At 72.3% G+C, this 24,169-nt stretch carries 23 protein-coding genes; 8 read left to right on the top strand and 15 right to left on the bottom strand.

Annotated features, from left to right (window positions below; all coding sequences use genetic code 11):
• Nucleotides 1-129: 129 nt before the first annotated feature.
• A complete protein-coding gene (locus QUG98_RS02975; protein ID WP_289469136.1) occupies nt 130-1,122 on the bottom strand; it encodes a cytochrome c oxidase assembly protein in 993 nt (330 codons plus the stop codon).
• A 93-nt stretch (nt 1,123-1,215) separates the two neighbouring features.
• On the bottom strand, nt 1,216-2,574 hold the full coding sequence (locus tag QUG98_RS02970; RefSeq protein ID WP_289469135.1) for an acyltransferase family protein: 1,359 nt from the start codon (nt 2,572-2,574) through the stop codon (nt 1,216-1,218).
• Nucleotides 2,575-2,769: 195 nt separating this feature from the next.
• Here QUG98_RS02970 and QUG98_RS02965 point away from each other — a divergent pair, with 195 nt between their 5' ends.
• Nucleotides 2,770-3,213, top strand: a complete 444-nt coding sequence (locus tag QUG98_RS02965) for a Fur family transcriptional regulator (protein ID WP_289469134.1) — start codon at nt 2,770-2,772, stop codon at nt 3,211-3,213.
• A 124-nt stretch (nt 3,214-3,337) separates the two neighbouring features.
• Nucleotides 3,338-4,867 (top strand): catalase, encoded by a 1,530-nt coding sequence (locus QUG98_RS02960; RefSeq protein WP_289469133.1) that lies wholly within the window; start codon nt 3,338-3,340, stop codon nt 4,865-4,867.
• Nucleotides 4,868-4,939: 72 nt separating this feature from the next.
• Here the strand turns inward: QUG98_RS02960 and QUG98_RS02955 are convergent, their stop codons facing one another.
• The 3 genes from QUG98_RS02955 to QUG98_RS02945 form a co-directional block, all read right to left on the bottom strand.
• Nucleotides 4,940-5,506 carry a GNAT family N-acetyltransferase gene (locus QUG98_RS02955; protein ID WP_289469132.1) on the bottom strand — a complete coding sequence of 189 codons (567 nt, stop codon included), beginning with the start codon at nt 5,504-5,506 and terminating at the stop codon, nt 4,940-4,942.
• A gap of 131 nt (nt 5,507-5,637) precedes the next feature.
• Entirely contained in the window at nt 5,638-6,510 is an 873-nt protein-coding gene (locus QUG98_RS02950) for a VOC family protein (RefSeq protein ID WP_289469131.1), read from the bottom strand.
• A gap of 44 nt (nt 6,511-6,554) precedes the next feature.
• On the bottom strand, nt 6,555-7,361 hold the full coding sequence (locus QUG98_RS02945; RefSeq protein ID WP_289469130.1) for an SDR family oxidoreductase: 807 nt from the start codon (nt 7,359-7,361) through the stop codon (nt 6,555-6,557).
• 109 nt (nt 7,362-7,470) lie between these two features.
• On the opposite strand from QUG98_RS02945, the gene QUG98_RS02940 reads away from it, so the two are divergent.
• Together QUG98_RS02940 and lepB are read left to right on the top strand one after the other, a co-directional pair.
• Nucleotides 7,471-7,995: a hypothetical protein gene (locus tag QUG98_RS02940; protein ID WP_289469129.1), complete on the top strand. Its 525-nt coding sequence runs from the start codon at nt 7,471-7,473 to the stop codon at nt 7,993-7,995.
• A complete protein-coding gene (lepB, locus tag QUG98_RS02935; protein WP_289469128.1) occupies nt 7,992-8,621 on the top strand; it encodes a signal peptidase I in 630 nt (209 codons plus the stop codon). The genes QUG98_RS02940 and lepB overlap by 4 nt, the downstream gene beginning before the upstream one ends.
• A gap of 78 nt (nt 8,622-8,699) precedes the next feature.
• Here the strand turns inward: lepB and QUG98_RS02930 are convergent, their stop codons facing one another.
• Nucleotides 8,700-9,020 carry a hypothetical protein gene (locus QUG98_RS02930; RefSeq protein ID WP_289469127.1) on the bottom strand — a complete coding sequence of 107 codons (321 nt, stop codon included), beginning with the start codon at nt 9,018-9,020 and terminating at the stop codon, nt 8,700-8,702.
• Nucleotides 9,021-9,110: 90 nt separating this feature from the next.
• On the opposite strand from QUG98_RS02930, the gene QUG98_RS02925 reads away from it, so the two are divergent.
• Nucleotides 9,111-10,307, top strand: coding sequence for a SpoIIE family protein phosphatase (locus tag QUG98_RS02925; RefSeq protein WP_289469126.1), 1,197 nt, complete (start codon nt 9,111-9,113; stop codon nt 10,305-10,307).
• Nucleotides 10,308-10,453: 146 nt separating this feature from the next.
• Here QUG98_RS02925 and QUG98_RS02920 read toward each other — a convergent pair whose 3' ends face one another.
• Both QUG98_RS02920 and purD read right to left on the bottom strand, forming a co-directional pair.
• Complete coding sequence (locus QUG98_RS02920; RefSeq protein WP_289469125.1) at nt 10,454-11,323, bottom strand: phosphoribosylaminoimidazolesuccinocarboxamide synthase; 870 nt, start codon at nt 11,321-11,323, stop codon at nt 10,454-10,456.
• The gene (purD, locus tag QUG98_RS02915; RefSeq protein ID WP_289469124.1) at nt 11,320-12,588 is read right to left on the bottom strand and encodes a phosphoribosylamine--glycine ligase; all 1,269 of its coding nucleotides are present in this window, start codon (nt 12,586-12,588) and stop codon (nt 11,320-11,322) included. The genes QUG98_RS02920 and purD overlap by 4 nt, the downstream gene beginning before the upstream one ends.
• Nucleotides 12,589-12,645: 57 nt before the next feature.
• On the opposite strand from purD, the gene QUG98_RS02910 reads away from it, so the two are divergent.
• On the top strand, nt 12,646-13,008 hold the full coding sequence (locus QUG98_RS02910) for a sterol carrier family protein (protein ID WP_289469123.1): 363 nt from the start codon (nt 12,646-12,648) through the stop codon (nt 13,006-13,008).
• Nucleotides 13,009-13,282: 274 nt separating this feature from the next.
• Here QUG98_RS02910 and QUG98_RS02905 read toward each other — a convergent pair whose 3' ends face one another.
• The gene (locus tag QUG98_RS02905; protein WP_289469122.1) at nt 13,283-15,874 is read right to left on the bottom strand and encodes a helix-turn-helix transcriptional regulator; all 2,592 of its coding nucleotides are present in this window, start codon (nt 15,872-15,874) and stop codon (nt 13,283-13,285) included.
• Between the two features lie 202 nt (nt 15,875-16,076).
• On the opposite strand from QUG98_RS02905, the gene QUG98_RS02900 reads away from it, so the two are divergent.
• A complete protein-coding gene (locus QUG98_RS02900; protein ID WP_289469121.1) occupies nt 16,077-16,505 on the top strand; it encodes a hypothetical protein in 429 nt (142 codons plus the stop codon).
• An 85-nt stretch (nt 16,506-16,590) separates the two neighbouring features.
• On the opposite strand, the gene purF is transcribed toward QUG98_RS02900, so the two are convergent.
• Complete coding sequence (gene purF, locus QUG98_RS02895) at nt 16,591-18,048, bottom strand: amidophosphoribosyltransferase (RefSeq protein WP_289469120.1); 1,458 nt, start codon at nt 18,046-18,048, stop codon at nt 16,591-16,593.
• 71 nt (nt 18,049-18,119) lie between these two features.
• Between purF and purM the strand changes: the two genes are divergently transcribed.
• Nucleotides 18,120-19,220 carry a phosphoribosylformylglycinamidine cyclo-ligase gene (gene purM, locus QUG98_RS02890; protein WP_289469119.1) on the top strand — a complete coding sequence of 367 codons (1,101 nt, stop codon included), beginning with the start codon at nt 18,120-18,122 and terminating at the stop codon, nt 19,218-19,220.
• Between the two features lie 456 nt (nt 19,221-19,676).
• Here purM and QUG98_RS02885 read toward each other — a convergent pair whose 3' ends face one another.
• The 5 genes from QUG98_RS02885 to QUG98_RS02865 form a co-directional block, all read right to left on the bottom strand.
• A complete protein-coding gene (locus tag QUG98_RS02885; RefSeq protein ID WP_058727428.1) occupies nt 19,677-19,898 on the bottom strand; it encodes a DUF3073 domain-containing protein in 222 nt (73 codons plus the stop codon).
• Nucleotides 19,899-20,067: 169 nt separating this feature from the next.
• Complete coding sequence (locus QUG98_RS02880; RefSeq protein WP_289469118.1) at nt 20,068-20,508, bottom strand: DoxX family protein; 441 nt, start codon at nt 20,506-20,508, stop codon at nt 20,068-20,070.
• A gap of 174 nt (nt 20,509-20,682) precedes the next feature.
• Entirely contained in the window at nt 20,683-20,949 is a 267-nt protein-coding gene (locus QUG98_RS02875; protein ID WP_058727430.1) for a DUF3072 domain-containing protein, read from the bottom strand.
• Between the two features lie 202 nt (nt 20,950-21,151).
• On the bottom strand, nt 21,152-21,907 hold the full coding sequence (locus tag QUG98_RS02870; protein WP_289469117.1) for a hypothetical protein: 756 nt from the start codon (nt 21,905-21,907) through the stop codon (nt 21,152-21,154).
• 13 nt (nt 21,908-21,920) lie between these two features.
• Nucleotides 21,921-24,158 carry an APC family permease gene (locus tag QUG98_RS02865; RefSeq protein ID WP_289469116.1) on the bottom strand — a complete coding sequence of 746 codons (2,238 nt, stop codon included), beginning with the start codon at nt 24,156-24,158 and terminating at the stop codon, nt 21,921-21,923.
• Nucleotides 24,159-24,169 lie beyond the last annotated feature (11 nt).

Raw genomic sequence — 24,169 nt, 5'->3', positions numbered from 1 at the left:
GTCCGGACGCGAGTAGCGCGACAGAGGCGTTGTCGTACGACAGCGGTTCTGTCGCAGGACGTCGACCGCCCCGCGCCGCGCCAGCAGCGCGCCCCCGCGTCACCCGCGGCGCTGCAGCGCGGCCCCGCGTCACCCGCGGCGCTGCAGGTGCGCCCGGGTCAGCTCGGCCATCTCCTCGTCGGACAGGGCGTCGACCGAGCGGGCCTCGCGGCGGTCCGTCCGCTGCCACCGCACGAACAGCATCACGAGCACCGGGACGTCGGCTACCTCGGCGATGAACCACAGCAGGTCGCCCGCCAGGTGCTGGTCGCGCAGCGGGGACGGGAACCACGGCTGCCCGACGGCGTGCACGAGCGACCCGTCGAGCACGTGGTTCGACACCCGGAGCACGATCCCGGGCACCGCGTCGAGCAGCAGCTCCACGAAGGCGAGCAGGAACTCGACCGTCACGAAGGTCGAACTCCGCAGCACCCCTGGCTCGGACAGTGGCCCGAGCACGGTGAACCCGAGCGCCGGCACGAGCACCGTGATGAGCGCTGCCCAGACGCCCGACTCCCGGATGCCCGCGGACAGCGGGGTGAGCAGCACCGCGAACAGCACCAGTCCGACGACGGGCGCGACGATCGCGTTGCCGAGCACCCGGACCGGACGCGAGTGCATCACCCGGTCGGCGGCGGCGGACCACCGCGCGGGGCCGCCGAGCCGGAGCAGCGACACCGGAGCGGCCAGGGCGGCGAACGTCGGGACGGCGAAGAAGAGCAGTGCGAGCCGGAGCGTGAAGGCCCAGCGGAGCTCCTGGTCGTACCGGCCGACGATGCCGAACTGCAGCACGGCGAAGAGCACCAGCGCGACCAGGAACGACAGGGAGCGCCAGGTGGACCACCGGGCACCTCGGCGTCGGGCACCGACGAGCCACCAGCCGTAGGTCACCACGGCGATCGCCAGCTGCACCGCGGCCAGGGGATCGACGTGCCAGGTGCTCCAGAACTCGGCGGGTTCGGGCGTGGGGGACCTCCAGGAGACGGGCCGGACGAGCCGGACCAGCGGGACGAGCCGGACGAGCCGGACCAGCGGGACGGGCCGGACGCGCAGGACCAGCGCGACGGGCCGGCCGGGCGGCACGGCGCGGCCGGGCGGGACCGCCCGGCACCGTCATCCTCCGCCCACTCGCCCCCGCGACGACCCCGCTCAGCGGCGGCAGCGGTGAGGATCGACTCAGCTGTGCACGGACCGCCCTGCGCCCGGAGCGCCCGGAGCGACCGGAGCGCCCGCGACGGGCCTGGTCCGGCCGAGCAACCACACGCCGATCGGCACCGCGACCGCACCGAGGAACGCGACACCGAACGACAGGTGCCACTGCATGACGACGAACGCGGGACCGATCGTGCAGACCACGGCGACGGCCACGACCGGCCATCCGGGGCGGTCCACACCGTCGGACAGCCGGGCGAGCGGACGGTCCCACCGGCGCAGCGCCCTGGCGACGCCGATCGCAGCGGCCAGCACGACGACGACCGCGATCGGCCGTGTCGCCCACCACGTCGTCGAGCCCGGGTCGGGGAACGGGACTGCGAGCAGCAGCGCGACACCGTTCAGCGCGATGTAGAGCGGCAGGTGCCAGAGGTAGATCGCCATGCCGTCACGACCGAGCACGAAGACCGTCGCCTGCGCCGGTCGGGTCTGCATCAGCCGGGTGAGGGGCCGGTGCACGAGCTGCACGAGGCAGACCTGCGACACCGCGAGCAGCGCCAACGGGAGCATCGGCGGGTTGAGGTCCTGCAGCATGTCCGGCGCCCAGAGCCCGACCGACGTCAGGGGCACGAGGAGCGCGTAGCCCGCCAGCGCGACGACCGCCAGCAGCGCCCTCGAGCGGCGTGCGAACCAGCCGTCCGCCCAGAGGAACCCGAGCTGCTGCGCGAACAGCCACACCGGGCCGAGGTTGAGCAGTCCGACCTCCGCCGTCCCGGTGGCGAAGCGGAGCGCATCCACCGCCACCGCGAGGAGCAGCAGGACGCCGAGGGTGCGGAACGGTGCCCGCTCGTGCAGGCGTGCCATCACCGGGACGCAGCACTGCGTGATGCCGTACGCGGCGAGGAACCAGAGCGGGGAGCCGATGCCGAAGGCGACCTCGGCGAGCAGGTCAGCGGGCGTGCCGAGCGCGGTCGCGATGCCGAGGCCGATCGTGAGCACCACGAACAGCGGGATCGACGGGCGGAAGAGCCGCACGAGCCGTGTCGCCACGAAGTCGCGGGCGCCGCCTCCCCGGGCGACCGTGCTCCGCCACCCGACCGCGCTCGCGAACCCGCCGACGGCGAAGAACAGCGGCATGACCTGGCCCACCCACGTCGCCGGGACGTACCAGGACGACTCCTGCAACGGGCTCGTGACGCCGATGCCCTCGGATGACACCGCCACCCCGACCATCGTGACGTGCACGACGACGACGAGGACGACGCAGGCCGTCCGGATGAGGTCGACGACCAGGTCCCGCTGCGCGATGATCCCCCGGACGTCCTGAGCGCTGCTGGCCGGCGCGGAGTCGACCCGCGACGAAGGCCCCTGCTTCGTGGACATGCCGTGACGCTAGCGCCGGACCGCGGGGATCAGCGTCGTCCCAGCGGATCGTGACACATCGCATGCCGCCAGCGGAATGCACCGGCGGACGGAGCAACGGCGATCCGACACGCGCAGTCCACGAGCCCCCTGGGCTCCGGCCCGACGACCGTGTACGGTGGACCTTGTCTTGACCGATGCAAGAGAAAGAGACCGATGGACGCCGACGCCGACCTGCTCCGGTCCGCCGGCCTGCGGGTGACGACGCCGCGGCTGGCGGTCCTGCGCGCTTCCGGATCGATGCCGCACGCGACCGCGGACGACATCCTCACCGCGGTCTCGGCCGAGCTGCCCACGACGAGCCACCAGGCCGTCTACGGGGTCCTCGGAGCCCTGACCGGGGCTGGTCTCGTGCGCCGCATCGAACCCGCCGGCAGTCCTGCGCGGTACGAACGGCGCATCGGGGACAACCACCACCACATCGTCTGCACGATGTGCGGCGCGGTCGAGGACGTCGACTGCGCGGTCGGTCACGCCCCGTGCCTGACCCCGTCGGAGACCCACGGCTTCGCCGTCACCACCGCGGAGGTCACCTACTGGGGCATCTGCGAGCGCTGCGCAGCGGCGGAACGCGACGACACCGAGGCCGTCACCGCCTGACCCCGACGGCCCCGTGCGGCCCCGACCACGCGGACCCGCCCCGGCGCGCCACGACCACCCGGCGCGCCCCACGAGCAACCCGAACCATCCTGACCGAACCAACCGTTCCACCTGAGGAGGAACCGTGTCCGACCAGAACACGACGACCGGCAAGCCGGCCGGCACCCCCACCACCACGACCAACAGCGGTGCCCCCGTCTCGAGCGACCAGCACTCGATGGGTGTCGGCGCCGACGGCCCCCTCGCCCTGCACGACCACTACCTGGTCGAGAAGCTTGCCCAGTTCAACCGCGAGCGCGTCCCGGAGCGCGTCGTCCACGCCAAGGGCGGCGGTGCGTTCGGCACCTTCACCGTCACGCACGACGTGTCGCAGTACACCCGCGCCGCCTTCCTGCAGCCGGGCAAGCAGACCGAGATGCTCGCCCGCTTCTCGAGCGTCGCCGGCGAGCAGGGCTCCCCGGACACCTGGCGCGACCCCCGCGGCTTCGCGCTGAAGTTCTACACCGAGGAGGGCAACTACGACCTCGTCGGCAACAACACCCCGGTGTTCTTCATCCGCGACGGCATCAAGTTCCCGGACTTCATCCGCTCGCAGAAGCGCCTGCCGGGCAGCCACCTCCGCAACCACGACATGCAGTGGGACTTCTGGACCCTCTCCCCGGAGTCGGCCCACCAGGTCACGTGGCTCATGGGTGACCGCGGGCTCCCGTCGTCGTGGCGCCACATGGACGGCTTCAGCTCGCACACCTACCAGTGGATCAACGCCGAGGGCGAGCGCTTCTGGGTGAAGTACCACTTCGAGACGCAGCAGGGCCACAAGACCCTGACGCAGGAGGACGCCGACCGCATCGCCGGTGAGGACGCCGACTTCCACATCCGCGACCTCTACGAGGCCATCGAGCGCCGTGACTTCCCGAAGTGGGTCCTCAAGGTGCAGGTCATGCCGTACGCGGACGCCGAGAGCTACCGCTTCAACCCGTTCGACCTGACGAAGGTGTGGCCGCACGCGGACTACCCGCTCATCGAGGTCGGCACGATGGAGCTCAACCGCAACCCGGAGAACTACTTCGCGCAGATCGAGCAGGCCGCGTTCGCGCCGTCGAACTTCGTGCCCGGCATCGCGGCGAGCCCGGACAAGATGCTCCTCGCGCGCATCTTCAGCTACGCGGACGCGCAGCGCTACCGCGTCGGCACGAACCACGCACAGCTCCCGGTGAACGCCCCGAAGAACGAGGTCCACTCGTACTCGAAGGACGGCGCCATGCGCTTCGACTTCCAGAAGGCCGAGGTGCCGGTGTACGCGCCGAACACCCAGGGCGGCGCGCACGCCGACCCGGCCGCGACGGACGACGTGCCGGGCTGGGAGTCCGACGGCGCCCTGCAGCGCGCTGCCGCGACGCTGCACCCCGAGGACGACGACTTCGGCCAGGCGGGCACCCTCGTCCGCGAGGTCCTCGACGACGCCGCCCGTGAGCGCCTGGTCGGCAACATCGCCGGGCACGTCTCGAAGGTGACGCGTGACGACCTCCGCGAGCGCGTGTTCGCGTACTGGACGAGCGTCGACGCCGACCTGGGTGCGCGCGTGCGCGCCGCGGTCGCGCCGAGCGCGCCGGGTTCGAACGAGGACCCGGAGAAGGTCGCGGTCGAGGCGTAGTCGCCAGCATCTGACGGACGGGAGGCCCGGTACCAGCTGGTACCGGGCCTCCCGTCCGTCGTTCGGTGCTTCCTAGACCTGCTGGCCGTTCAGCATGATGTCGCCTGTCGGCCAGTCCTCCAGCTGCGCCTCGACCGGCAGGACCATCCAGCCGCCCTGCTCCGTCTCGTTCACGCCGACCCCGTCGGCCGTGAAGGCCGAGAACGTGCCGACCGCGCCGTCGACCTCGTGCCAGCCCATGTGGGCGTAGAAGGGGATGCGGTCCTCGCCGGCGCCGAGGAAGCCGTACGGGACGCGGAGTCCCTCGAGGACGGCGTGGGTGCGCACGAGGAGCTCCCGGCCGACGCCGGAGCCCTGCAGCCTCGGTGACACGGCGACGATGCCGGTGTCGCCGACCAGGACGTCCTGCCCGCCGACCGTGATGAACATCCGGCGGATGCCGACGTGCGCGAGGACCGTGCCGTCCGCACCCCAGCCGACCACCCGGCGTTCGGGCTGCATGCCGGCGTAGTCACGGCCGCCCACGTACCAGTGCGACCAGCTCGGGAACGCCTGCCCGAGCATCGCTGCGATCGCCTCGTGGTCGGGGAGCGTCAGTGCGCTCTCCTCGACCACCTCCCACCGGATGTCTTCGCTCACAGCTCCATCCTGCCGGGTGCGCCTCCACGTGCGACAGGGCAGGCCGAGTCTCGCGCGCAGCGACCGTTCTCGTGCCACCGAGCCCGAGGAGTGTCGCTCGGCCCGAGTCTCGCCACAGCGCCGGCGGCCCGCTAGCCGCGACCGGGCGCCGTCACCTCGATGCGGTTCGCCCACGGGTCCTCGAACGCCACGGTCCGGCCGTCGTCCGCGGTCTGCACCCCGGTGTCGTGCATCCGCGCCACGAGTGCCCCGAGGTCGTCCGACCCCGGCACCTCGATCCGCACCAGCCCGAGCCCGAGGGCCTGCTGCCGTCGCCCGGCACCGCGGGAGTTCCACGTGTTCATCGCCATGTGGTGGTGGTAGCCGCCCGCGCTGACGAACAGTGCCTGGTCGCCCATCGCTGCGGTCGTCGCGAAGCCGAGCCGGTCGACGTAGAACGCCTTCGCGGTGGCGACGTCCCCGACGGACAGGTGCACGTGGCCGACCCGGCCGGGGCGTGTGCTGGCCGACTCGAGCGCCGAAGAGGTCAGGTGCTCCTGGACGAAGGCGTTCGGGTCGACGTAGATCGTCGCCATGTCGACCATGCCGTGCGTCCACGACCACTCGGTGCGGTCGCGGTCCCAGTACAGCTCGACGCCGTTGCCCTCAGGGTCCTGGAAGTAGAACGCGTTGCTCACCAGGTGGTCCGCGCTGCCCGTGAACGTCCGCGGGTACTTCGTCGCGACCGAGTACAGCGCCGCAGCCAGGTCGGCCCGCGTGTCGAAGAGGATCGCGGTGTGGAAGAGGCCGGCCTCGTGCGGAGCGGCGTGCCGCATCGCGGGGGCGTGCTCGAGGACCACGATCGGCGTCGTCCCGCGACCGAGCACGGCGGTGCCGCCCGTGTTCGTGAGCACCGAGAGCCCGACGCCGTCCCGGTAGTAGGCGACCATCGTGTCGAGGTCGGCGACCCGGAGCGTGACGGCGCCCATCCCGGTGTCGGCTGCGAGCAGGTCCTGCGTGTGCATGTCCCCAGTGTGCGCCCGAATGGTTGACGCGTCAACCAAATCCGTCAGCGAGCGCTGAACCCGCCGTCCGTCTTGAGGAGCTGCCCGTTCACCCATCCGCCGTCCGGTCCGAGCAGGAACCCGACGAGCGCCGCGGTGTCGGTCGGTATCGAGGGCCGTCCGAGCGGGGTCTGGGCGACGGCCGCCTCGCGGATCTCGTCGGTCATCCACCCGGTGTCGTTCGGCCCCGGGTTGACGAGGTTCGCGCTCACCCGGACGTCCCCGAGCTCGATCGCGGCTCCGACGACCAGCCGGTCGAGGGCGCCCTTGCTCGTGCCGTACGGCAGGTTGAAGCCGACGTGGTCGCTCGTGAGCGCGACGACGCGACGACGGTCCTCCGATGCGGCGGCACCCTCGCGCAGCCGCCGCGCGTACGCCTGCACGATCAGGAACGGTGCGCGCACGTTCACCGCGAGGTGCCGGTCGAACGACTCGACCGTCGTGGTCGCGAAGTCCGAGTCCACCGACTCGCAGTGCGACATCACCACGGCGGTCACCGGGGCGCCCGCCTCGGCCTCGGCGCGGCCGACGAGTGCGGCCGCCTGCTCCGGGTCGGCCAGGTCGACCGGGAGGCGCGTCACCCGCGCCCCTGCACGCTCGGCCTCCGCGACCACCGCGTCCACCCCGTCGGGGTCGGCCGCACCGTGCACGCGCTCGTCGTAGGGCCCCCACCAGGACAGCGCGAGGTCCCAGCCGTCGGCCGCCAGCCGCGAGGCGATGGCCGCACCGATACCGGCACGGCGACCGACGCCGGTCACCAGGGCGAGGGGTCGGGTGGTGGCCGCCCCGCTGGTGGGGTGTCCGTGGGTCATGGGTCGTGCCTCCCGTCCGACGGCGCGACCGTGCGCCGACCCGACCAGGATGGCATCGCACCCGGTGTCCTGTCGGCGCGGCACGGCGGCACAGGGCCAGGATGGGAGGATGCCGCGCTCCCGCCGACCCGACCTGGCGACGTTCCCCGTCGACCGCCTGCGCGACCGCATGTCCTCGTACATCTACGGCAACATCACCGTGCTCGCCGTCGCGATCGCGGTGGGGCCGGAGCAGATCGAGCACGGTGCCGCGGTGCTGACAGTGCTGGCGACGGCGGTGCTGACGTACCTGGCGCACGTGCTCTCGCACCTCGTCGCGCACACCATCGGTGACACCGGGGACGACGCCGAGCACCGGGAGACCTTCGGTGCGATCCTGCGCGACGCGAACCCGATCGCGACCTCGGGCCTGATCCCGGCGGTGCTCTACGCCGTGGCGTGGGCAGACTGGCTGCCGGCGCAGTGGGCGCAGACCGCGGCGATCGTCATCCTCGTCGTCCGCATCGGGCTGGTCGGGGTGTTCCTGCAGCGTTTCAGCGGGCGGCGGCCCTCCTTCCTCGGGCTCTGGGGCGGCATCGTGCTGGCGGCCCTGGCCTTCGTGATCGGCCTGGTGAAGGTGGTGTTGACGCATTGAGCGAGCAGACGGACGAGTCCCGATCCGGGCGCCCATCGAGGTCCGGGTGGCGGTTCCTGCGCGACCTGGCGGTCATCGTGGTCGTCGCGCTGCTCGCGTCGTTCCTGGTCAAGGCCTACCTGGTGCGGGCGTTCTCGATCCCCTCCGGGTCGATGGAGCGCACGCTGCTCATCGGGGACAACGTCCTGGTGAACGAGCTCGTGCCGGGCGTCGTGCCGCTCCGCCGCGGCGACGTGGTGGTGTTCCGCGACCCGGGCGGGTGGCTCACGGCGGAGCAGGGCGACGACCTCATCAAGCGGGTGATCGGGCTGCCGGGCGACCACGTGTCGTGCTGCGACGCGCGGGGGCGGCTCTCGGTGAACGGGCACGCGGTCGACGAGCCGTACGTGGTGCGGCCCGCCGACGTGGACCGGGTCTCGGCGGAGGACTTCGACGTCACCGTGCCGGCCGGTCGCATCTGGGTGATGGGCGACAACCGGTACGAGTCGGCGGACTCGCGGATCCACGGGACCGTGCCGACGGCGGACGTGGTCGGGCGGGCGTTCGTCGTCACCTGGCCGGTGACGCGGTGGGGCGTGCTCGGGCGGTACGGCGACGAGTGGGACGCGGTGCCCGACCCGCGGTGAGCCCGCAGGGCGCAGCCGGTCGTGTCGAGCCGCAGTGGGGCCGGTCGGTCAGCGCCCGGTCGTGCTCAGCGTGAGTGGTCAGCAGCCGGTCGTGCTCAGCGTCACCCGTGTCACGTCGTCGTTCGAGACCGTCGCCTTCGCCGGGCACAGGTCGCCCGCCCGCACGGTGACGTCGCCGAGCGGGACCCCGGCGAAGTCCGCGGTCCCACCGGGGAACACCCGCTGGTGCTCGGAGAGCTTGCCCGTCGCGGCGAACACCTTCACCTCGTAGGGACGGTCGGCCGCGTTCGAGGACACGGTGACCGAGATCTGCCCGGTCGAGTCGTGGGCGCCGCACCCCGTCAGCGAGAGTGCGGCGACAGCGCCGAGGACGAGCACGAGCGGGACACGACGGATCACCGTGCCGAGGGTACGCGCCCCCGGTGACGTGGCCCGACGTCCACCGTTCGGGGGACGGGCGCTCCTGGGCGTTGCCAGTACCGTGGACTCATGCACCAGGGGACCTCACCCACCTCCGCCGGATCAGCGCCAGCAGCCGTGCGCCGCGCGGCCCTCGTCGCGGCGCTCGACGTCGTGGACAGCGGTCCCGAGGAGCGCTTCGAGCGCATCACCCGCATCGCCCGCGAGGCGTTCGGCGTCTCGGGCTCGTTCCTCAACCTCGCCGGAGCCGAGGTCCTCACCATCAAGTCGCAGCAGAGCGACGCCGTGTTCGGCCCGACGATCCCGCTGCAGGACACCTTCTGCGGCCGCACGCTCGACCAGGCTGGCCCGGTGGTGGTGCCGGACGCCCGGGCCGACGACCGCTACGCGGACATGCCGATGGTGGTCGAGGACCCCAACGTCCGCTTCTATGCGGGTGTCCCGCTCCGCGTCGGCGACGACTCCGTCAAGGTCGGCACGCTCTGCCTCGTCGACCCGCAGCCCCGCACGCTCGAACCGGACGACCTGGCACTCCTCGAGGAACTCGGCGTCTGGGCGGAGCGCGAACTCGCCGCCGGCGCCGACGAGGACCGGCTGCGCGGTGTGCTCGCCGGCCTGCAGCCCGCACCCGTCACGGTGCCCGGGTACCGGATCGGCGGCATGTCCGTCCCGCACGGCGTCGTCTCCGGTGACCTGCACGAGTGGCACCTGACCGGCGAGGCCCTGCACCTGACCGTCTCCGACGTCATGGGCAAGGGCATGTCCGCCGGGCTGCTGGCGGCGACGATCCGCGGTGCGCTCCTCGCCCGCCCGGCGGGTGACCCGGAGCAGGTCGTCGCCGCGCTGGACGAGCAGGTGGGGCCGGACCTCGGCCGCGCCGAGTCGTTCGCGACGATGTTCCACGGTCGGCTCGACACGGGCAGCGGGCGGATGGACTTCGTAGACGCCGGCCACGGGCTCGTGCTGCAGATGCGTGCCGACGGTCGCGAGCGCACCCTCCTGTCGAGCGACCTGCCGATCGGGCTGCACCCCGCGGGGTTCGCCCGCTCGTCGGGGTCGCTCGAGCTCGAGCCCGGCGACGTCCTCGTGATCGTCAGCGACGGGGCGCTCGAGCTCTGGGACTCGACCCTGACCTCGCTGTCGCGGCTCGGTGCCATGTGGCGTGAGGAGCCCGAGATCGAGCCGTTCCTCGCCCGGGTGCGCGCCCGCGCGCTCGAGCACGATCCCGGTGACGACCTGACGGTCGTCGTGCTCGCGCGCGACTGACGCGTCTGCGGCCGGTCGCGACGGCCGCCGGACGCGACGGCCGCCGGACGCGACGGGCCGACGGACGGGAGGCGCGTGGCGGTCTCGCCACGCGCCTCCCGTCCGTCACGCGGTCGCGTCGCGCCCTGCTGCGGACGCCGTGGGGGTCAGGCGCCGAGGCGCTCGATGAGCTCCGCGTAGCGTGCGGCCGTCCGCTCGACGATCTCCTGCGGCAACACCGGCGGCGTGCCCTGCCGGTCCCAGTTCGCGCTGAGCCAGTCGCGCACTATCTGCTTGTCGAACGAGTCCGTCCGGTTGCCGGACCGGGCGTCCCAGTAGCGGCTGGAGTCGCTGGTCAGGACCTCGTCAGCGATCCGGATCGTGCCGTCCGTGTCCCGCCCGAACTCGAACTTCGTGTCGGCGATCACGACGTCGTGCTCGAGGGCGATCGCCGCTGCCTCGCCGTAGACGCGCAGCGAGCGTTCGCGGAGGGCCTCGGCGTCGTCCCGACCGACGAGCTCGACGGTCTGCTCGAACGAGATGTTCTCGTCGTGCTCGCCCTGCGGCGCCTTGTACGCCGGCGTGTAGATCGGCTCGGGCAGACGGTCGCCCTCGGACAGCCCGGCGGGCAGGGGGACGCCGCACACGCTCTGCGTCTCGCGGTACTCGGCCCAGCCGCTGCCGACCAGGTACCCGCGGACGACGCACTCGACCGGGAACATGGCGAGCGGCAGGACGTGCATCGAACGGGCCGCGACGGACTCGGGCACCGGGGTCCCGTCCGTGTCCGGCGCGACGAGGTGGTTCGGGACGTCGGCGATCCGGTCGAACCAGAACCGCGACAGCCGCGTCAGCAGTTCGCCCTTGCCGGGGATCGGCGGTTCGAGCGCGAAGTCGTAGGCACTGACCCGGTCCGAGGCGACGAGCAGCAGCTCCGATGCGCTCGCGACGTCGTCGACACCCGCGGGGACGTAGAGCTCGCGGACCTTGCCCGACGAGACGTGCCGCCAGCCGGGCAGCTCCTGCGGGGCGGTCACCGGGCGACCTTCGCGGCGATGTCGGTACGGTACTGCGCGCCCTCGAGCGCGATGTCGCCGACCCCGGCGTACGCGCGCTCCCGGGCCTGGGCGAAGTCGGCACCGGTCGCGACGACGCTCAGCACGCGGCCGCCGGTCGCGACCAGGTCGTCGTCGAGCACCGCGGTCGCCGCGTGCGCGACGGACACGCCCTCGCGCGCCTCGGCGGCGTCGATGCCGGTGATGACCCGGCCGGTGTGCGGGTTCTCCGGGTAGCCCTCGCTCGCGAGCACCACCGTCACCGCGACGTCGTCGCTGAACGTCGGCTGCGGCGCCGAGCCGAGCTGGCCCGTCGCCGCCGCGGTCAGCAGGCCGCTGAGTGGCGTGGTCAGACGGGGGAGCACGACCTGGGTCTCCGGGTCGCCGAAGCGTGCGTTGAACTCGATCACGCGCACGCCCTGCTCGGTCACGATGAGCCCGCAGTAGAGCAGGCCGATGAAGGGCGTGCCCTCGTGCTCGAGTCGACGGACGGTGGGGAGTGCGACGAGCTCGGTGACCTCGGCGACGAAGGCCTGCTCGGACTCCCACCGGTCGGCGAGCCACGGCAGCGGGGAGTACGCGCCCATCCCGCCGGTGTTCGGACCCGTGTCGCCGTCGCCCAGGCGCTTGTGGTCCTGCGCGGGGCTGAGCGCACGGACGTCGTGCCCGTCGCTGAGGAAGAACAGCGAGACCTCTTCGCCGTCGAGGAACTCCTCGACCACGACACGGCCGTGCTGCAGCCAGTAGGTGGCGTGGTCGATCGCCGCCTGACGGTCCTCGGTCACCAGGACGCCCTTGCCCGCGGCGAGCCCGTCGGCCTTGACGACGTACGGGGCGCCGAGCTCGTCGATCGCGGCGACGGCTTCGTCCACGGTGCCGGCGTAGACCGGGCGCCCGGTCGGCACCCCGGCCTCGGACATGATGCGCTTGGCGAAGGCCTTCGAGCCCTCGAGCTGCGCGGCGGCACGGCTCGGCCCGAACACCGGGATGCCCCGTGTCCGCAGCGGGTCGGCGACGCCGGCGATGAGGGGTGCCTCCGGCCCGACGACGACGAGCTCGACGCCGTTCTCGATCGCGTACTCGGCGACCAGTTCGCCGTTGGTGGGGTCGAGCGACACGGTCTCGACGTCGGCCGCGATGCCGGCGTTGCCGGGGGCCGCCGTGATGACGTGTCCGGCTCGCTCCGCCAGGAGGGCCGTGATGATCGCGTGCTCGCGGGCACCGGAACCGAGGACGAGGATTCGCACCCGGCAAGCCTACCGAGCGCGACACGCCGCCCGCGATGCGAGGGCTAGCCTGTGGACATGCCGCCGAAGAGGATCGAGGACGCCGAGGGGCGCGCAGCGCTCGCCGCCGTGCGCGCGGGGTCGTCGGTCCGGTCGGACGTCGCGACGGCGGTGCGGTGGACCCTGCAGCGTCTGGCCGACGACGTCCCCGGCAACAGCGTCGAGGTCCGCGTCCCGCCGTTCGCGGCGGTGCAGGCCGTGCCCGGGCCGCGGCACACCCGCGGGACCCCGCCGAACGTGGTGGAGACCGACGCCGTGACGTGGTTGGCGCTGGCGCAGGGGGAGCTGCGGTGGGACGAGGCCCTCGCGGCGGCACGCGTCAGTGCATCCGGTTCGCGTGCCGACCTGACGGCGTTCCTGCCGGTCCGCACCGTGGCCTGACACCCCGAGCCTGCGCGGTCGTGCAGCCTGGCTCACCGACTTAGGTAGGTCCTACCGATGTGGTCGGTAGGTCCACCCCCGTAGCGTGGAAGTCGCCGGGATTCGGACCCGACCCGAACGGGTCCGAACCCGGCGACAGGGTCAAAGGTACGCGACATACTGCGTTCGTTGTCAACCGGTGCGGCGAGTCGTGCTGCAAACCGCAACGATCGTGGTCCCTCGAGGGACCTTTCCTGATCGCACGTCAGGTTCCCACGCGCGGGAGTGCCCCTGGTCAGCGAGCGCCGAGCAGCTCCGCCAACTCCGACCGCGCGTGCACGTCCCACTTCGCGAAGATCCGCGACACGTGCGCGTCGACCGTCCGGACGCTCAGGCTCAGCGTCTCTGCGATGCGTCGGTTGCTGAGGCCCTGCGCCACGAGTCCGGCGACCTCGTACTCCCGGTTCGTCAGCGGCGCACGGACGCGTCCGGCGGACACCGCCATCCCGTGCGACGCGAGGACCCCCTGCGCCGCGACGATCCGCGACCGGTCGTCGGCGAGCACGGCGTCGGCGTACTCGACGATCGCGCCGGCGAGCGGACCGTCGACGCGGGCTGCGGCCTCCCGCATCCGCGAGAGCGACGCGGCGGTGTCCCGTCCGGTCGTCATGTCGTGCGTGTAGTGCTGCGTCACCGCGTACATCACGTGCAACCACGAGCCCTCGCGGGTGCTGCGCTCGATGATCTCGTCGGCGTGCCGCAGTCCTGCCGGGTTGCCGAGCACGGTCTCGGTCCAGGCGATCGAGACCGCGACCTGCTCGCCGGTGATCCGCATCGCGCGGCCCGGTGTCGTGCGCGCGCGCTCGAGGGCCTCGGCAGCGCGCTCCGTGTCCCCGGCGTAGGCGTACGCCATGGCCAGGCGCGCCCAGGGGTACGCCGCGAAGCCGCCGTGGTCGGCCACGTCGTAGCGCTCGCACGCGGCCGAGAACGCGGCGATCGCGTCGTCCCACCGGCGCTGTCCGATCGCGTGGTTGCCGAGCCCGATGAGCTCGAGCGTGAAGTCGTACTTCAGGAACGGGCTGCCCCGCCGGACCGGGATCTCGGTGACCAGGTCGGCCATGTCCCCGCGCCAGACCTGGACCTGGTGGAGCACGGAGACGTTCTCGCCGACGCCCCAGGGCGCGACCTCGACGTGCTCGACCGCGGTGGCGATCGCCCGACGGGCGAACGCGGCGGCCTCCTCGAGCCGACCCTCGGTGGCGAGGGCCATCGTCACGCACGGCGCGACGCAGAGGAACGGCACCGGGACGGTCGGCTGCTGCAGGATGCGGGACCGCTCGATCTCCTCGCGGACCTCGGCGAACCGTCCGCCCCAGCCCAGGTGCGCGAGCCGGAGGAGCCGCACGTGCTCGGCCGTCTCCGGGCCGACCAGCGGCAGCAGCTCCTCGGAGAGCGCCACCGCGGCGTCGACGTCGTCATCGTGGAACTGGCGGATGTTCGCGAGGGTCTCGCACGCCTCGACCACGACCGCGTCGTCGATCTCGCCGGCACGCTTCCGGGCGAGGTCCCAGGCGGCCTCGGCGTCGACGCGTCCGGCCTCGCGCCCGGTGCTGTACGAGTGCGCGAGCGACCGCAGGCAGTGGGCGGTGACCCGCTCGGTGGCCGAGAGCGCGGTGCGGAGCGCGGCGGAGGCCAGGGCGACGGCGCTCTCGTGCTCCTGCAGCCGGACGGCGACCTGGGTGGCGTCGAGCAGCTGGCCGACCGGGGGCAGCACGCCGCACTCGAGCGACCAGAGCGCGGCGCGGAGCCGGGCGGCGGGCGGTGCCCCCTCGGGCCGGGTGGTCCGGAAGGCGTTGGCCCGGGCGAACAGCGCCGTGCGCCGGGCGACCGGGACGAGGCCGCGGACGACCTCGCCGACGAGCGGGTGCGAGGGCCGCACGATGCTCGTGCCGTCCTCCGCGGAGTCGACGGCGACCAGTCCGAGCGCGACGACCCGGTCGACGTCGCCGCCGGACACCAGACCGAGCAGGCGGGCGAGCGGGATCGGATCGGCGAGCGCGACGATGTCGACGACGTCGCGCAGGTCCTCGGGCAGCGTGCCGAGCTCGGTGCGGTACATGTCCGCCAGGCTGTTCGACGCCGTGATCCGGCCACGCCAGTACCACCCCGTCGCGGTCTGGTCGAGCGCACCCGAGGCGAGCGCGGCCCGGACCACCTCCCGCAGGTAGAGCGGGTTGCCGGCGGTCGCGCGGTGCACGCGCTCGGTCGACGCGGTCTCGAGCTGCGCACCGAGTGCCTGCGCGACGACCTCGCCGGTCTCGTGCAGGTCGAGCGGTGCGAGGTCGATCCGCTCGAGCAGGTCGTCCTGCCACAGCGCGCGGAGCGGGTCCGACAGCGCGGTGAAGTCGCGGCAGGTCAGCACGAGCCGGGCGCCCTGGTCGCGGACGAGCCAGGCGACGTAGCGCGCCGAGATGGCGTCGAGGTGGTCGGCGTCGTCGACACGCAGCACGACGTCGCGGTCGGCCAGGTCGTCGGTCTCGCGCAGCCGCTGGGCGGCGGCAGCGTCGTCCACCAGCTCGGCGAGGGCGGCCGGCAGCTCCCCGAAGCGGTCCGCGACGGCGCCGAACGGCATCGAGCGGCCCGCTGCGACCGCGGTGATCGGCACGACGACGGTGCGGCCGGTGGTGTCGCGGCGGGCGACCCGGTCGGTGACCCGAGCGGCGGTCGAGGTCTTGCCCAGCCCCGGCGCGCCGACGATCGCGACGCTCCAGCGATGCTCGGCGACGACGGAGACCGCGCGGTCCTCCTCGCGGCGCTGCACGATCGGCCACGGCACACGTGCGGGCGTGCGGGGTCGGCGACGCCCGCGGATGGACTGCTCGTGCACCCCGTCACCTCCCGATCCTGGTCGTCCGTCTGCTCCCCCCGGCTCACGGATCCCGTTCCCGGGCTCCGACATCGTCCTCGACCGGGCGGTCGGTGTCGCACGGGATGCGTTCCGTGGATACCGACCGGTAGGGACATCATGCCCTGGATCGGCCGACGCGCAACAGGCCACGGCACGTCCCACAGTGGGGGACAATGGTCCGGTGAGCGACACCGACCGACCCGAAGACCGCCCGGCAGCGCCGGCCGCGACACCGGCTCCGAGCGCCGTCAGCTCGCCGGACGAGGTCACCATCCGACGCGCACCGAAGTTCGGCGTGTTCATCGTCGGCGGCGCGGTGCTCGGCTTCCTCGCGACGCTGCTCGTCGTGACGCTCACCATGGACATCGACCGCGGTGACCAGCAGGACGCGAGCTTCGGCACGCTCGTCGGCTACTTCTCGCTCTGGGGCGTCACGATCGGCGCCTTCGCGGGCGCCGTCGTCGCGATCGTGCTCGACCGGGTGTTCGCCCGTCGCGCCGCCCGCCTGACGGCGGAGCGCGTCGAGGTCGAGCCGGCCGAGGAGACCGTGGACGGCGAGGTCGAGGACCACGGCGACGCGACCGGACCCGTGGAGCGCACCGACCGCTGACGGTCGCCACCACACGACGGACGGGAGGCCCGGTACCAGCTGGTACCGGGCCTCCCGTCCGATGCGTCTCGCGTCGTGACGCGACTCAGCTGAGCTGGTTCGCCTCCACCCAGGCCAGGTACTCCGGCGTCACCGTGCCGGTGACGTACTCACCGGTGAAGCAGCTCATCTCGAGGTCGGTGACGTCCGAGCCCTCGATGATCGCGTCGCGCATGTCCGCCACCTCCTGGTAGATGAGGTGGTCGCTGCCGAGCACGCGGTTGATCTCCGGGATCTTCCGGTCGTGCGCGATGAGCTCGGCGCGCGTCGGCATGTTGATGCCGTACACGTGCGGGTAGCGCACCGGGGGAGCGGCGCTCGTGAACGTGACCTCGTTGGCACCGGCGGCGCGGGCCATCTCGACGATCTCGCGGCTCGTCGTGCCGCGGACGATCGAGTCGTCGACGATGAGGATGTTCTTGCCCTTGAACTCGGACGACATCGCGTTGAGCTTCTGCCGCACCGAACGCTTGCGCTCGGCCTGTCCCGGCATGATGAACGTGCGGCCGACGTAGCGGTTCTTGAAGAAGCCCTCGCGGTAGTCGATGCCGAGCTTCTGCGCGACCTGCATGGCGGCCGGCCGGCTCGAGTCCGGGATCGGCATCACCACGTCGATGTCCCCGGTCGGGGCGTACTGCGCGATCGTGTCGGCCAGGCGGTTGCCGAGGCGGAGACGGGCGTCGTACACGGAGATGCCGTTCATCACCGAGTCGGGACGCGCGAGGTAGACGTACTCGAACGAGCACGGCACCAGGCGCGGGTCCTTCGCGCACTGCCGGGCGTGCATCTGGCCGTTCATCTCGATGAAGACGGCCTCGCCCGGCGCGATGTCGCGGACGATCTCGTAGCCGCCCGACTCGAGCACCAGGGACTCGCTCGCGACGACCCACTCCGGCTGCCCGGCCTCGTCGAACTTGTGCCCGAGGATGAGCGGCCGGATGCCGTACGGGTCGCGGAACGCCAGCAGGCCGTGCCCGGCGATGGTCGCGATCGTGGCGTAGGAGCCCTCGACGCGCTCGTGCACGCGCTCGACGGCGTCGAAGACCTGGCCCGCGTCGAGCTCGCTGCCGCGGACCTGCCCCTGGAGCTCGTGCGCCAGGACGTTCACCAGCAGCTCGGTGTCGCTCGTGGTGTTGAGGTGACGGCGGTCGATGTCGAACAGCTCGCGGGTCAGCTCGCGGGTGTTCGTCAGGTTGCCGTTGTGGACGAGCACGATGCCGTAGGGCGCGTTCACGTAGAACGGCTGGGCCTCTTCCTCGTTGCTCGCGGCACCCTTCGTGGCGTACCGGACGTGCCCGAGGCCCATCGTGCCCAGCAGGGCACGCATGTCACGGGTGCGGAAGGCTTCTCGGACGTGCCCACGCGTCTTGTGCATGTGGTGGACGCGACCCTCGACCGTGGCGATGCCCGTCGAGTCCTGGCCCCGGTGCTGCAGGAGCAGCAGGGCGTCGTAGATGGATTGGTTGACGGGCCCCTGCGCAACGAGGCCGACGATGCCGCACATTCGCGGAGTGCTCCAGACCGTAGGATCGGGTGGTACCGAACAAGTCTGCCATGCTCCGCGGAGGACCACGCATGCCGAACCCGTACGCTGCCGCCGGCGTCGACACCGCCGCCGGTGACCTGGCCGTCGAGCTCATGAAGTCCGCCGTCTCGGCGACGCACAACGCCTCGGTGCTCGGTGGTGTCGGGGGCTTCGCCGGGCTCTACGACGTCTCGTTCCTGAAGGACTACGACCGCCCGCTGCTCGCGACCTCGACCGACGGCGTCGGCACCAAGGTCGCCATCGCGCAGGCGATCGACAAGCACGACACCATCGGCCAGGACCTCGTCGGCATGGTCGTCGACGACATCGTCGTGGTCGGCGCGAAGCCGCTCTTCATGACGGACTACATCGCCTGCGGTCGCGTCGTGCCGAACCGCATCGCCGACATCGTCGCCGGGATCGCCCGTGGCTGCTCGGCGACGGGCACCGCGCTCGTCGGCGGCGAGACCGCGGAGCACCCGGGGCTGCTCGGGCCGGACGACTACGACGTGGCCGGCGCTGCGACCGGTGTCGTCGAGGCCGACCGGCAGCTCGGTGCCCACCTGGTGCAGGACGGGGACGTCGTCGTGGCGATCGAGTCCTCCGGTCTGCACTCGAACGGGTACTCGCTCGTCCGGCACATCCTGTCCGGCAAGGGCGTCGGCTACACCGACCAGCTGCCGGAGTTCGGCGCCGGGGTCTCCGTGGGCGAGGCGCTGCTCGAGCCCACCCGGCTCTACACCGCGCCGCTGCTCGACCTGCTCGACGCCCGACCCGGTGCCGTCCACTCGCTGTCCCACGTGACCGGCGGTGGCATCGCCGCGAACCTGGCGCGGGTGCTGCCCGTCGGCACCTGGGTCGAGGTCGACCGCTCGACCTGGACGCCCCCGGCGGTGTTCCGGGTGCTCGCGGACATGGCGGGGACGCCGGTCGAGGACACCGAGGGCACGTGGAACCTCGGCATCGGGATGTTCGCGGTGGTCGATGCGGCCTCGGCGTCGGCGGTGCTCGAGGACCTGCGTGCCGCGGGGCTGCCCGCGTGGACGGTCGGCACGGTGTCGACCTCGGTGCGGGAGCTGGCGGGGTTCGAGCAGGGTGCCAAGGGCGTCGACGGCGGGGCCGTGCGGCTCGTCGGTTCCTACGCCGGCTGAGGGCTGCCGCCGCCGCGTGACCCTTCCGGTCGCACGACGTGCCGCGCGCCGTCGTTCCGGTCGCACGAACCATCGCGGTGCCGGCGGCGTGACCCTTCCGGTCGCACGACGTGCCGCGCGCCGTCGTCCCGGTCGCACGACGTGCCGCTCACTTCGGAACTGAGCGGCAAGTCTTGCAACCAGGAGCCTCGGCCGCGTCCGAGGGGGCTGCTGGGTCGAGCGGATCCGGGCGGGCCGCCGACCTCGCCCTCCGTCGGCGGCGTGAGCGTTCGGGTCGCACGACTTGCCGCGTGCGGTCGTTCGGGTCGCACGAACTGCCGCTCACTTCGGAGTTGAGCGGCAAGTCGTGCGACCAGAAGCGCAGGGTGGCGGGAGCTGGACGTACCCACGTCCGGGCGCCCGCGCACACGACGACGCCGCGCGGCCCCGAGGGGTGCGCGGCGTCGACGGTCCAGGTCAGGCGGACTTGTTCTGGTCCTGCTGGGGCTCGAACTCGTCCTCGTCGTCGCCCGGTTCCTCACCGTACTGGTCAGCCCAGCGGTCGACGTAGGAGTCTTCGTCCGAGTGTTGCCCGGCGGAGAGCTCGCGTTCGAGCGCACCGTAGTTCGTGTCCGGACTGAAGTACTTCAGCTCCCGGGCGACCTTGGTGTGCTTTGCCTTCTGACGGCCGCGCCCCATGCGTGACCCCCTCGTGATCGGCTCTGGTCCGGTCCTGGCGGGTGCGTGGTTGCCACCCGGGGAACCGAACGGTTCGTGGTTTGAAATCTGCCGATCACTCTACCATGTACCCCGTTCCCCACCTGCCCGTCGGCGTCACCCGCGGGTCGGCCGAAGACCTGATCAGGACTCAGGCCGGGAGTGGTTCGCGGACGCCGCGCTTCCGGCGTGCGGACCGGAGCACGAGGGCGTCGACCGAGAACCGCCCGGGCCCGGTGAAGGCGACGGCGAGGGACGCGACGGCGAGCACCAGTACGTACTCGAAGCCGCCGTCCTGGGCGAAGAATCCCGCCGTGGCGTGGGCGAGCAGGCCCGCGACGACCATGTCGACGGCGAGCAGCAGGCTGGCGACGCGCGTGGCGACACCGAGCACGAGCAGGACACCGCCGACGAGTTCGAGTCCGGCCACGACGGGGGCGGCGACCTCGGCGAGCGGGACGCCCATCCCGGCGAAGCCCTGGGCGACCCCGGGGATGCCCTGGGCGAACTTCTGGGCGCCGTGGGCGATGAACACCACGCCGAGGACGATGCGGAGCGCGGTCAGGCCGATGGAGGTCGATGTCGTTCGCATGACGCCGACGGTAGGCGGTGACGTGTCATCGACCTGGCGGCCTCGGTGGATTGACCGGACTCCACCAGGGGTCGTCCAGACGACGGTCCACCGAAGCGGGGACCGGTGCTCAGGAACGACCGACGCCGGTCCGCAGCAGTGCGGACCGGCGTCGGGCGAGCGGGAGGCGGCGGGTCAGGAGTCCGCGCCGCGCCCGGTCTGCTGCTGCAGGCGGTCGATGTGCTCGGACGCCTCGGCCTTGGTGAGGTCTGCGGGCAGCTCCTCGCCGGCCTCACGCGCGAGGGTGTCGAGGTAGCTGCGCTGCGGACCCGTCATCGGCTCGTCGCCGGTCACCCACTGCTCGGGGTCCTTGCTCGCGGTCGTCGAGGGGTCGGGACGCTCGCCGCCCAGGGTCTCGCCCTGGTGCGACTCGTCGGGGGTCTGGTCTGCTGCGTCGGTCATGGCGCCGAACCTACGCGCGACGGCGGACACGACACGCAGCGACGGCGTCCCCCGGAGGACCCGGGCCGAGCAACCGGGACGACGCCCCGCCGGGACGACGCCCCGCGGCGGGCGCCCCGCCGACGCGACGCCCCGCAGAGAGGACGCCCCGCTGCGAGTACGCCCTGCCGAGGCAGCACCCCTCCGAGGCAGCCGTGGACGCTCAGGCGGGCGTCGCCGTGTACCGCACCAGGTCCGGCCCGACGCCGCTCGTCGCGATCGGCACCTCGGCGTCGCCCTGCCGGATCCAGATCGTCGCCGCCTGCTCGTCGATCCGGACCACCTCGTGCAGCGACCCGTCGAGCAGCACCGCCGCCCGCACCGACACCCGCCCGGTGGACGCGCGCGGCGGGAGCCCGACCACGTCCGCGTCGTACGCGGCGTGCAGGCCGGGGGAGAGGAACGGCGACACCGGCGTGGTCACGACCTCGAGTCCGTCCTCGACCGCGCGCACCGCGACCAGCCGGACCGCCTGGTCGGTGGGCAGGGGGACGTCGACGACCGGGGCGTCGACCGGGCCGGCCAGCGCGCGGAAGGCGGGCCGACCGTCGGGGGCGAGCCGCGCCTCCAGACCGTCGATCCGGACGCGACCGCGGCCCCGCGAGTCGGCGTACAGGCCGGGCTCGAGCCCGGACCGGCGTGCCTCGAGCCGGGTGACCACGACGCGGTCGGGCCGGTACCAGTCGCGGAGCGTGGCGGGGTCCACCCAGCCGATGCTGGCGACCCCGCGGGCGAGGTCGGCACCGTCGTCGGCGGGTCGTTCGTCGAGGGCGCCGAGCGGGTGCTCCCCCCGTACGGCGACGAGTCCGGCGTACGGGCCGGCCGCCGGTGGTTCGTGGTCGAGCACCTCGACGCGCTTCGAGACCTTGCCGCCGTGGCCGTCGAAGGTCGCGAAGGTGCGCAGGTCGGAGATCGTCATGTCGCCGACGATGCTACGACCGGCCGCCGTCACGGCGTGCAGGTGCGGGGACGAGGAGGCGCATCTCGCCCGTGCACTCGGTCTGGTCGACGCCCTCGGCGGGCCCGGCTGGTCGCATCGCGCGCCGTGCCCGGGCGCCGTCGCGCAGCACGGGCTGCAGGCTGTTCCGCTGCACCGAACGGAGCACCCGGTCCTCCTGCGCCTCGTGGTGGAACACGCCCTCCGGCGAGCGGCGGAGCGCCGGACGGATCGGTTCGCCGCGGCGCTCCTGGCCCGGCAGCGGCCTGGAGCGCCGGCCGTACAGCAGTTCGGACGAGTCGAGCAGCCACGGCACCAGGGCCACGGTCACCCCGTGCACGAGCAGCAGCTTCTTGCGGATGCGGCGGCCGCGGTGGTTGTGCAGCAGCGTCTCCCACCAGTGCCCGACGACGAACACCGGCGTGTAGACGGTGACGACCTCGGACCCGTGCTCGGCCCGGTGCGCCTTGATGTAGCGGATGAGCGGCATCGAGATGTCGCGGTAGGGACTCGGCACGACGGTGAGCGGGACCTCGATGCCGTGCTCGGCCCACTGCTGCTGCAGTCGTCGGGCCTCGGCGTCGTCGATCGCGACGTGCACGGCCTCGAGTCCGGCGTGCTGCGCGGCGATGGCGTAGTCGATCGCCTTGAGCACCGGCTTCTGCAGCGTGTTGACGAGGACGATCGCGTGGTCGCCGGTCGCGCCGAACTGCGTGTCGACGTCGGCCTCGATCTCGTGCGAGACGTCGCGGTAGTACCGGTTCACGCCGAGCATGAGGACGAAGAGCACCGGCATGATCACGAACACGAGCCAGGCGCCGTGCGTGAACTTCGTGATGGTGACGATGACGAGCACGACGAAGGTGAAGGTCGCGCCGATCGAGTTGATGGTCAGCGAACGCCAGACCTGGCCCCGGTCGACGGGCCCGTCGGCGGTGCCGTCGCGGTCCGCGCGGAGCAGCCGCGACCAATGCCGGACCATGCCGCTCTGCCCGAGCGTGAACGACACGAACACGCCGATGATGTACAGCTGGATGAGGCTCGTGACGTTCGCCCGGTAGACCACGAGCAGCGCGACCGCGACGAGCGCGAGCACGATGACGCCGTTCGAGTAGATGAGCCGGTCGCCGCGGGTCGACAGGGCCTTCGGCGCGTAGGAGTCCCGCGCCAGGATCGAGCCGAGCAGCGGGAAGCCGTTGAAGGCGGTGTTCGCCGCGAGGAGCAGCACGGCGGCCGTCGTCGCCTGCACGACGAAGAACAGGATGCTGCCGTCACCGAACGTCGCGGCGGCGATCTGCGCGATGAGCGAGCGCTGCGGTGTGGTCGCGCACGCGGTGAAGCCCTGCAGGTCGCAGGCGTGTTCGGCGTAGTGCACGCGGGAGACGAGTGCGAGCGTGATGAGTCCGACGAACAGCACGATCGCGATCGAGCCCATGAGCACCAGCGTCGTCTGGGCGTTCCGGATCTTGGGCCGCCGGAAGGCCTGCACGCCGTTCGCGATCGCCTCGACGCCTGTCAGGGCGGAGCAGCCGGACGCGAACGCGCGGAGGAGCAGCAGCACGAAGGCCGCCTGGGTCGTGTGCTCGACGTTGTCGATCGTGTACGCGGCGGACTCGGCGACGGGGGCGTTCCCGACCGCGGTGCGGACCAGGCCGGTGACGACCATGACGAACACCGAGCCGACGAACAGGTAGGTCGGTACCGCGAACGCCTTGCTCGACTCACGGACGCCGCGCAGGTTCACCGCGGCGAGCAGCACCACGAAGGCGACCGCGATCTCGATGCGGAACGGGTCGAGGCCGGGCAGCGCCGAGATGATGTTGTCCACGCCGGAGGCCACCGACACGGCGACGGTCATCACGTAGTCGACGAGCAGGGCGCTCGCCACGACGAGACCGGCCTTCTCGCCGAGGTTCCGGTGGGCGACCTCGTAGTCGCCGCCGCCGGACGGGTACGCCTTGACGAGCTGCCGGTAGGACGCGACCACGACGACGAGCAGCAGCACGACCACGGCGGCCACCCACGGCGCGAAGGTCAGGAACGCCATCCCGCCGAGCAGCAGGATCATGAGGAGCTCCTGTGGCGCGTACGCCACGCTCGACAGTGGGTCGCTCGCGAAGATCGGCAGCGCCAGGTGCTTCGGGAGGAGCTGTCCCTCGAGCTTCTCGGAGGGCAGGGGATCCCCGATCAGTCGCGCCTTCAGCGACCGGATCTCGTTCGTCACGAGCGGCAAACCTACTCAGT

Origin of the sequence: Curtobacterium subtropicum, assembly GCF_030362975.1 — a bacterium.
GTDB classification, from domain to species: Bacteria; Actinomycetota; Actinomycetes; order Actinomycetales; family Microbacteriaceae; genus Curtobacterium; species Curtobacterium subtropicum.
The sequence above is the reverse complement of the archived record's forward strand: the minus strand, read 5'-3'. Positions and strand labels throughout refer to the sequence as shown.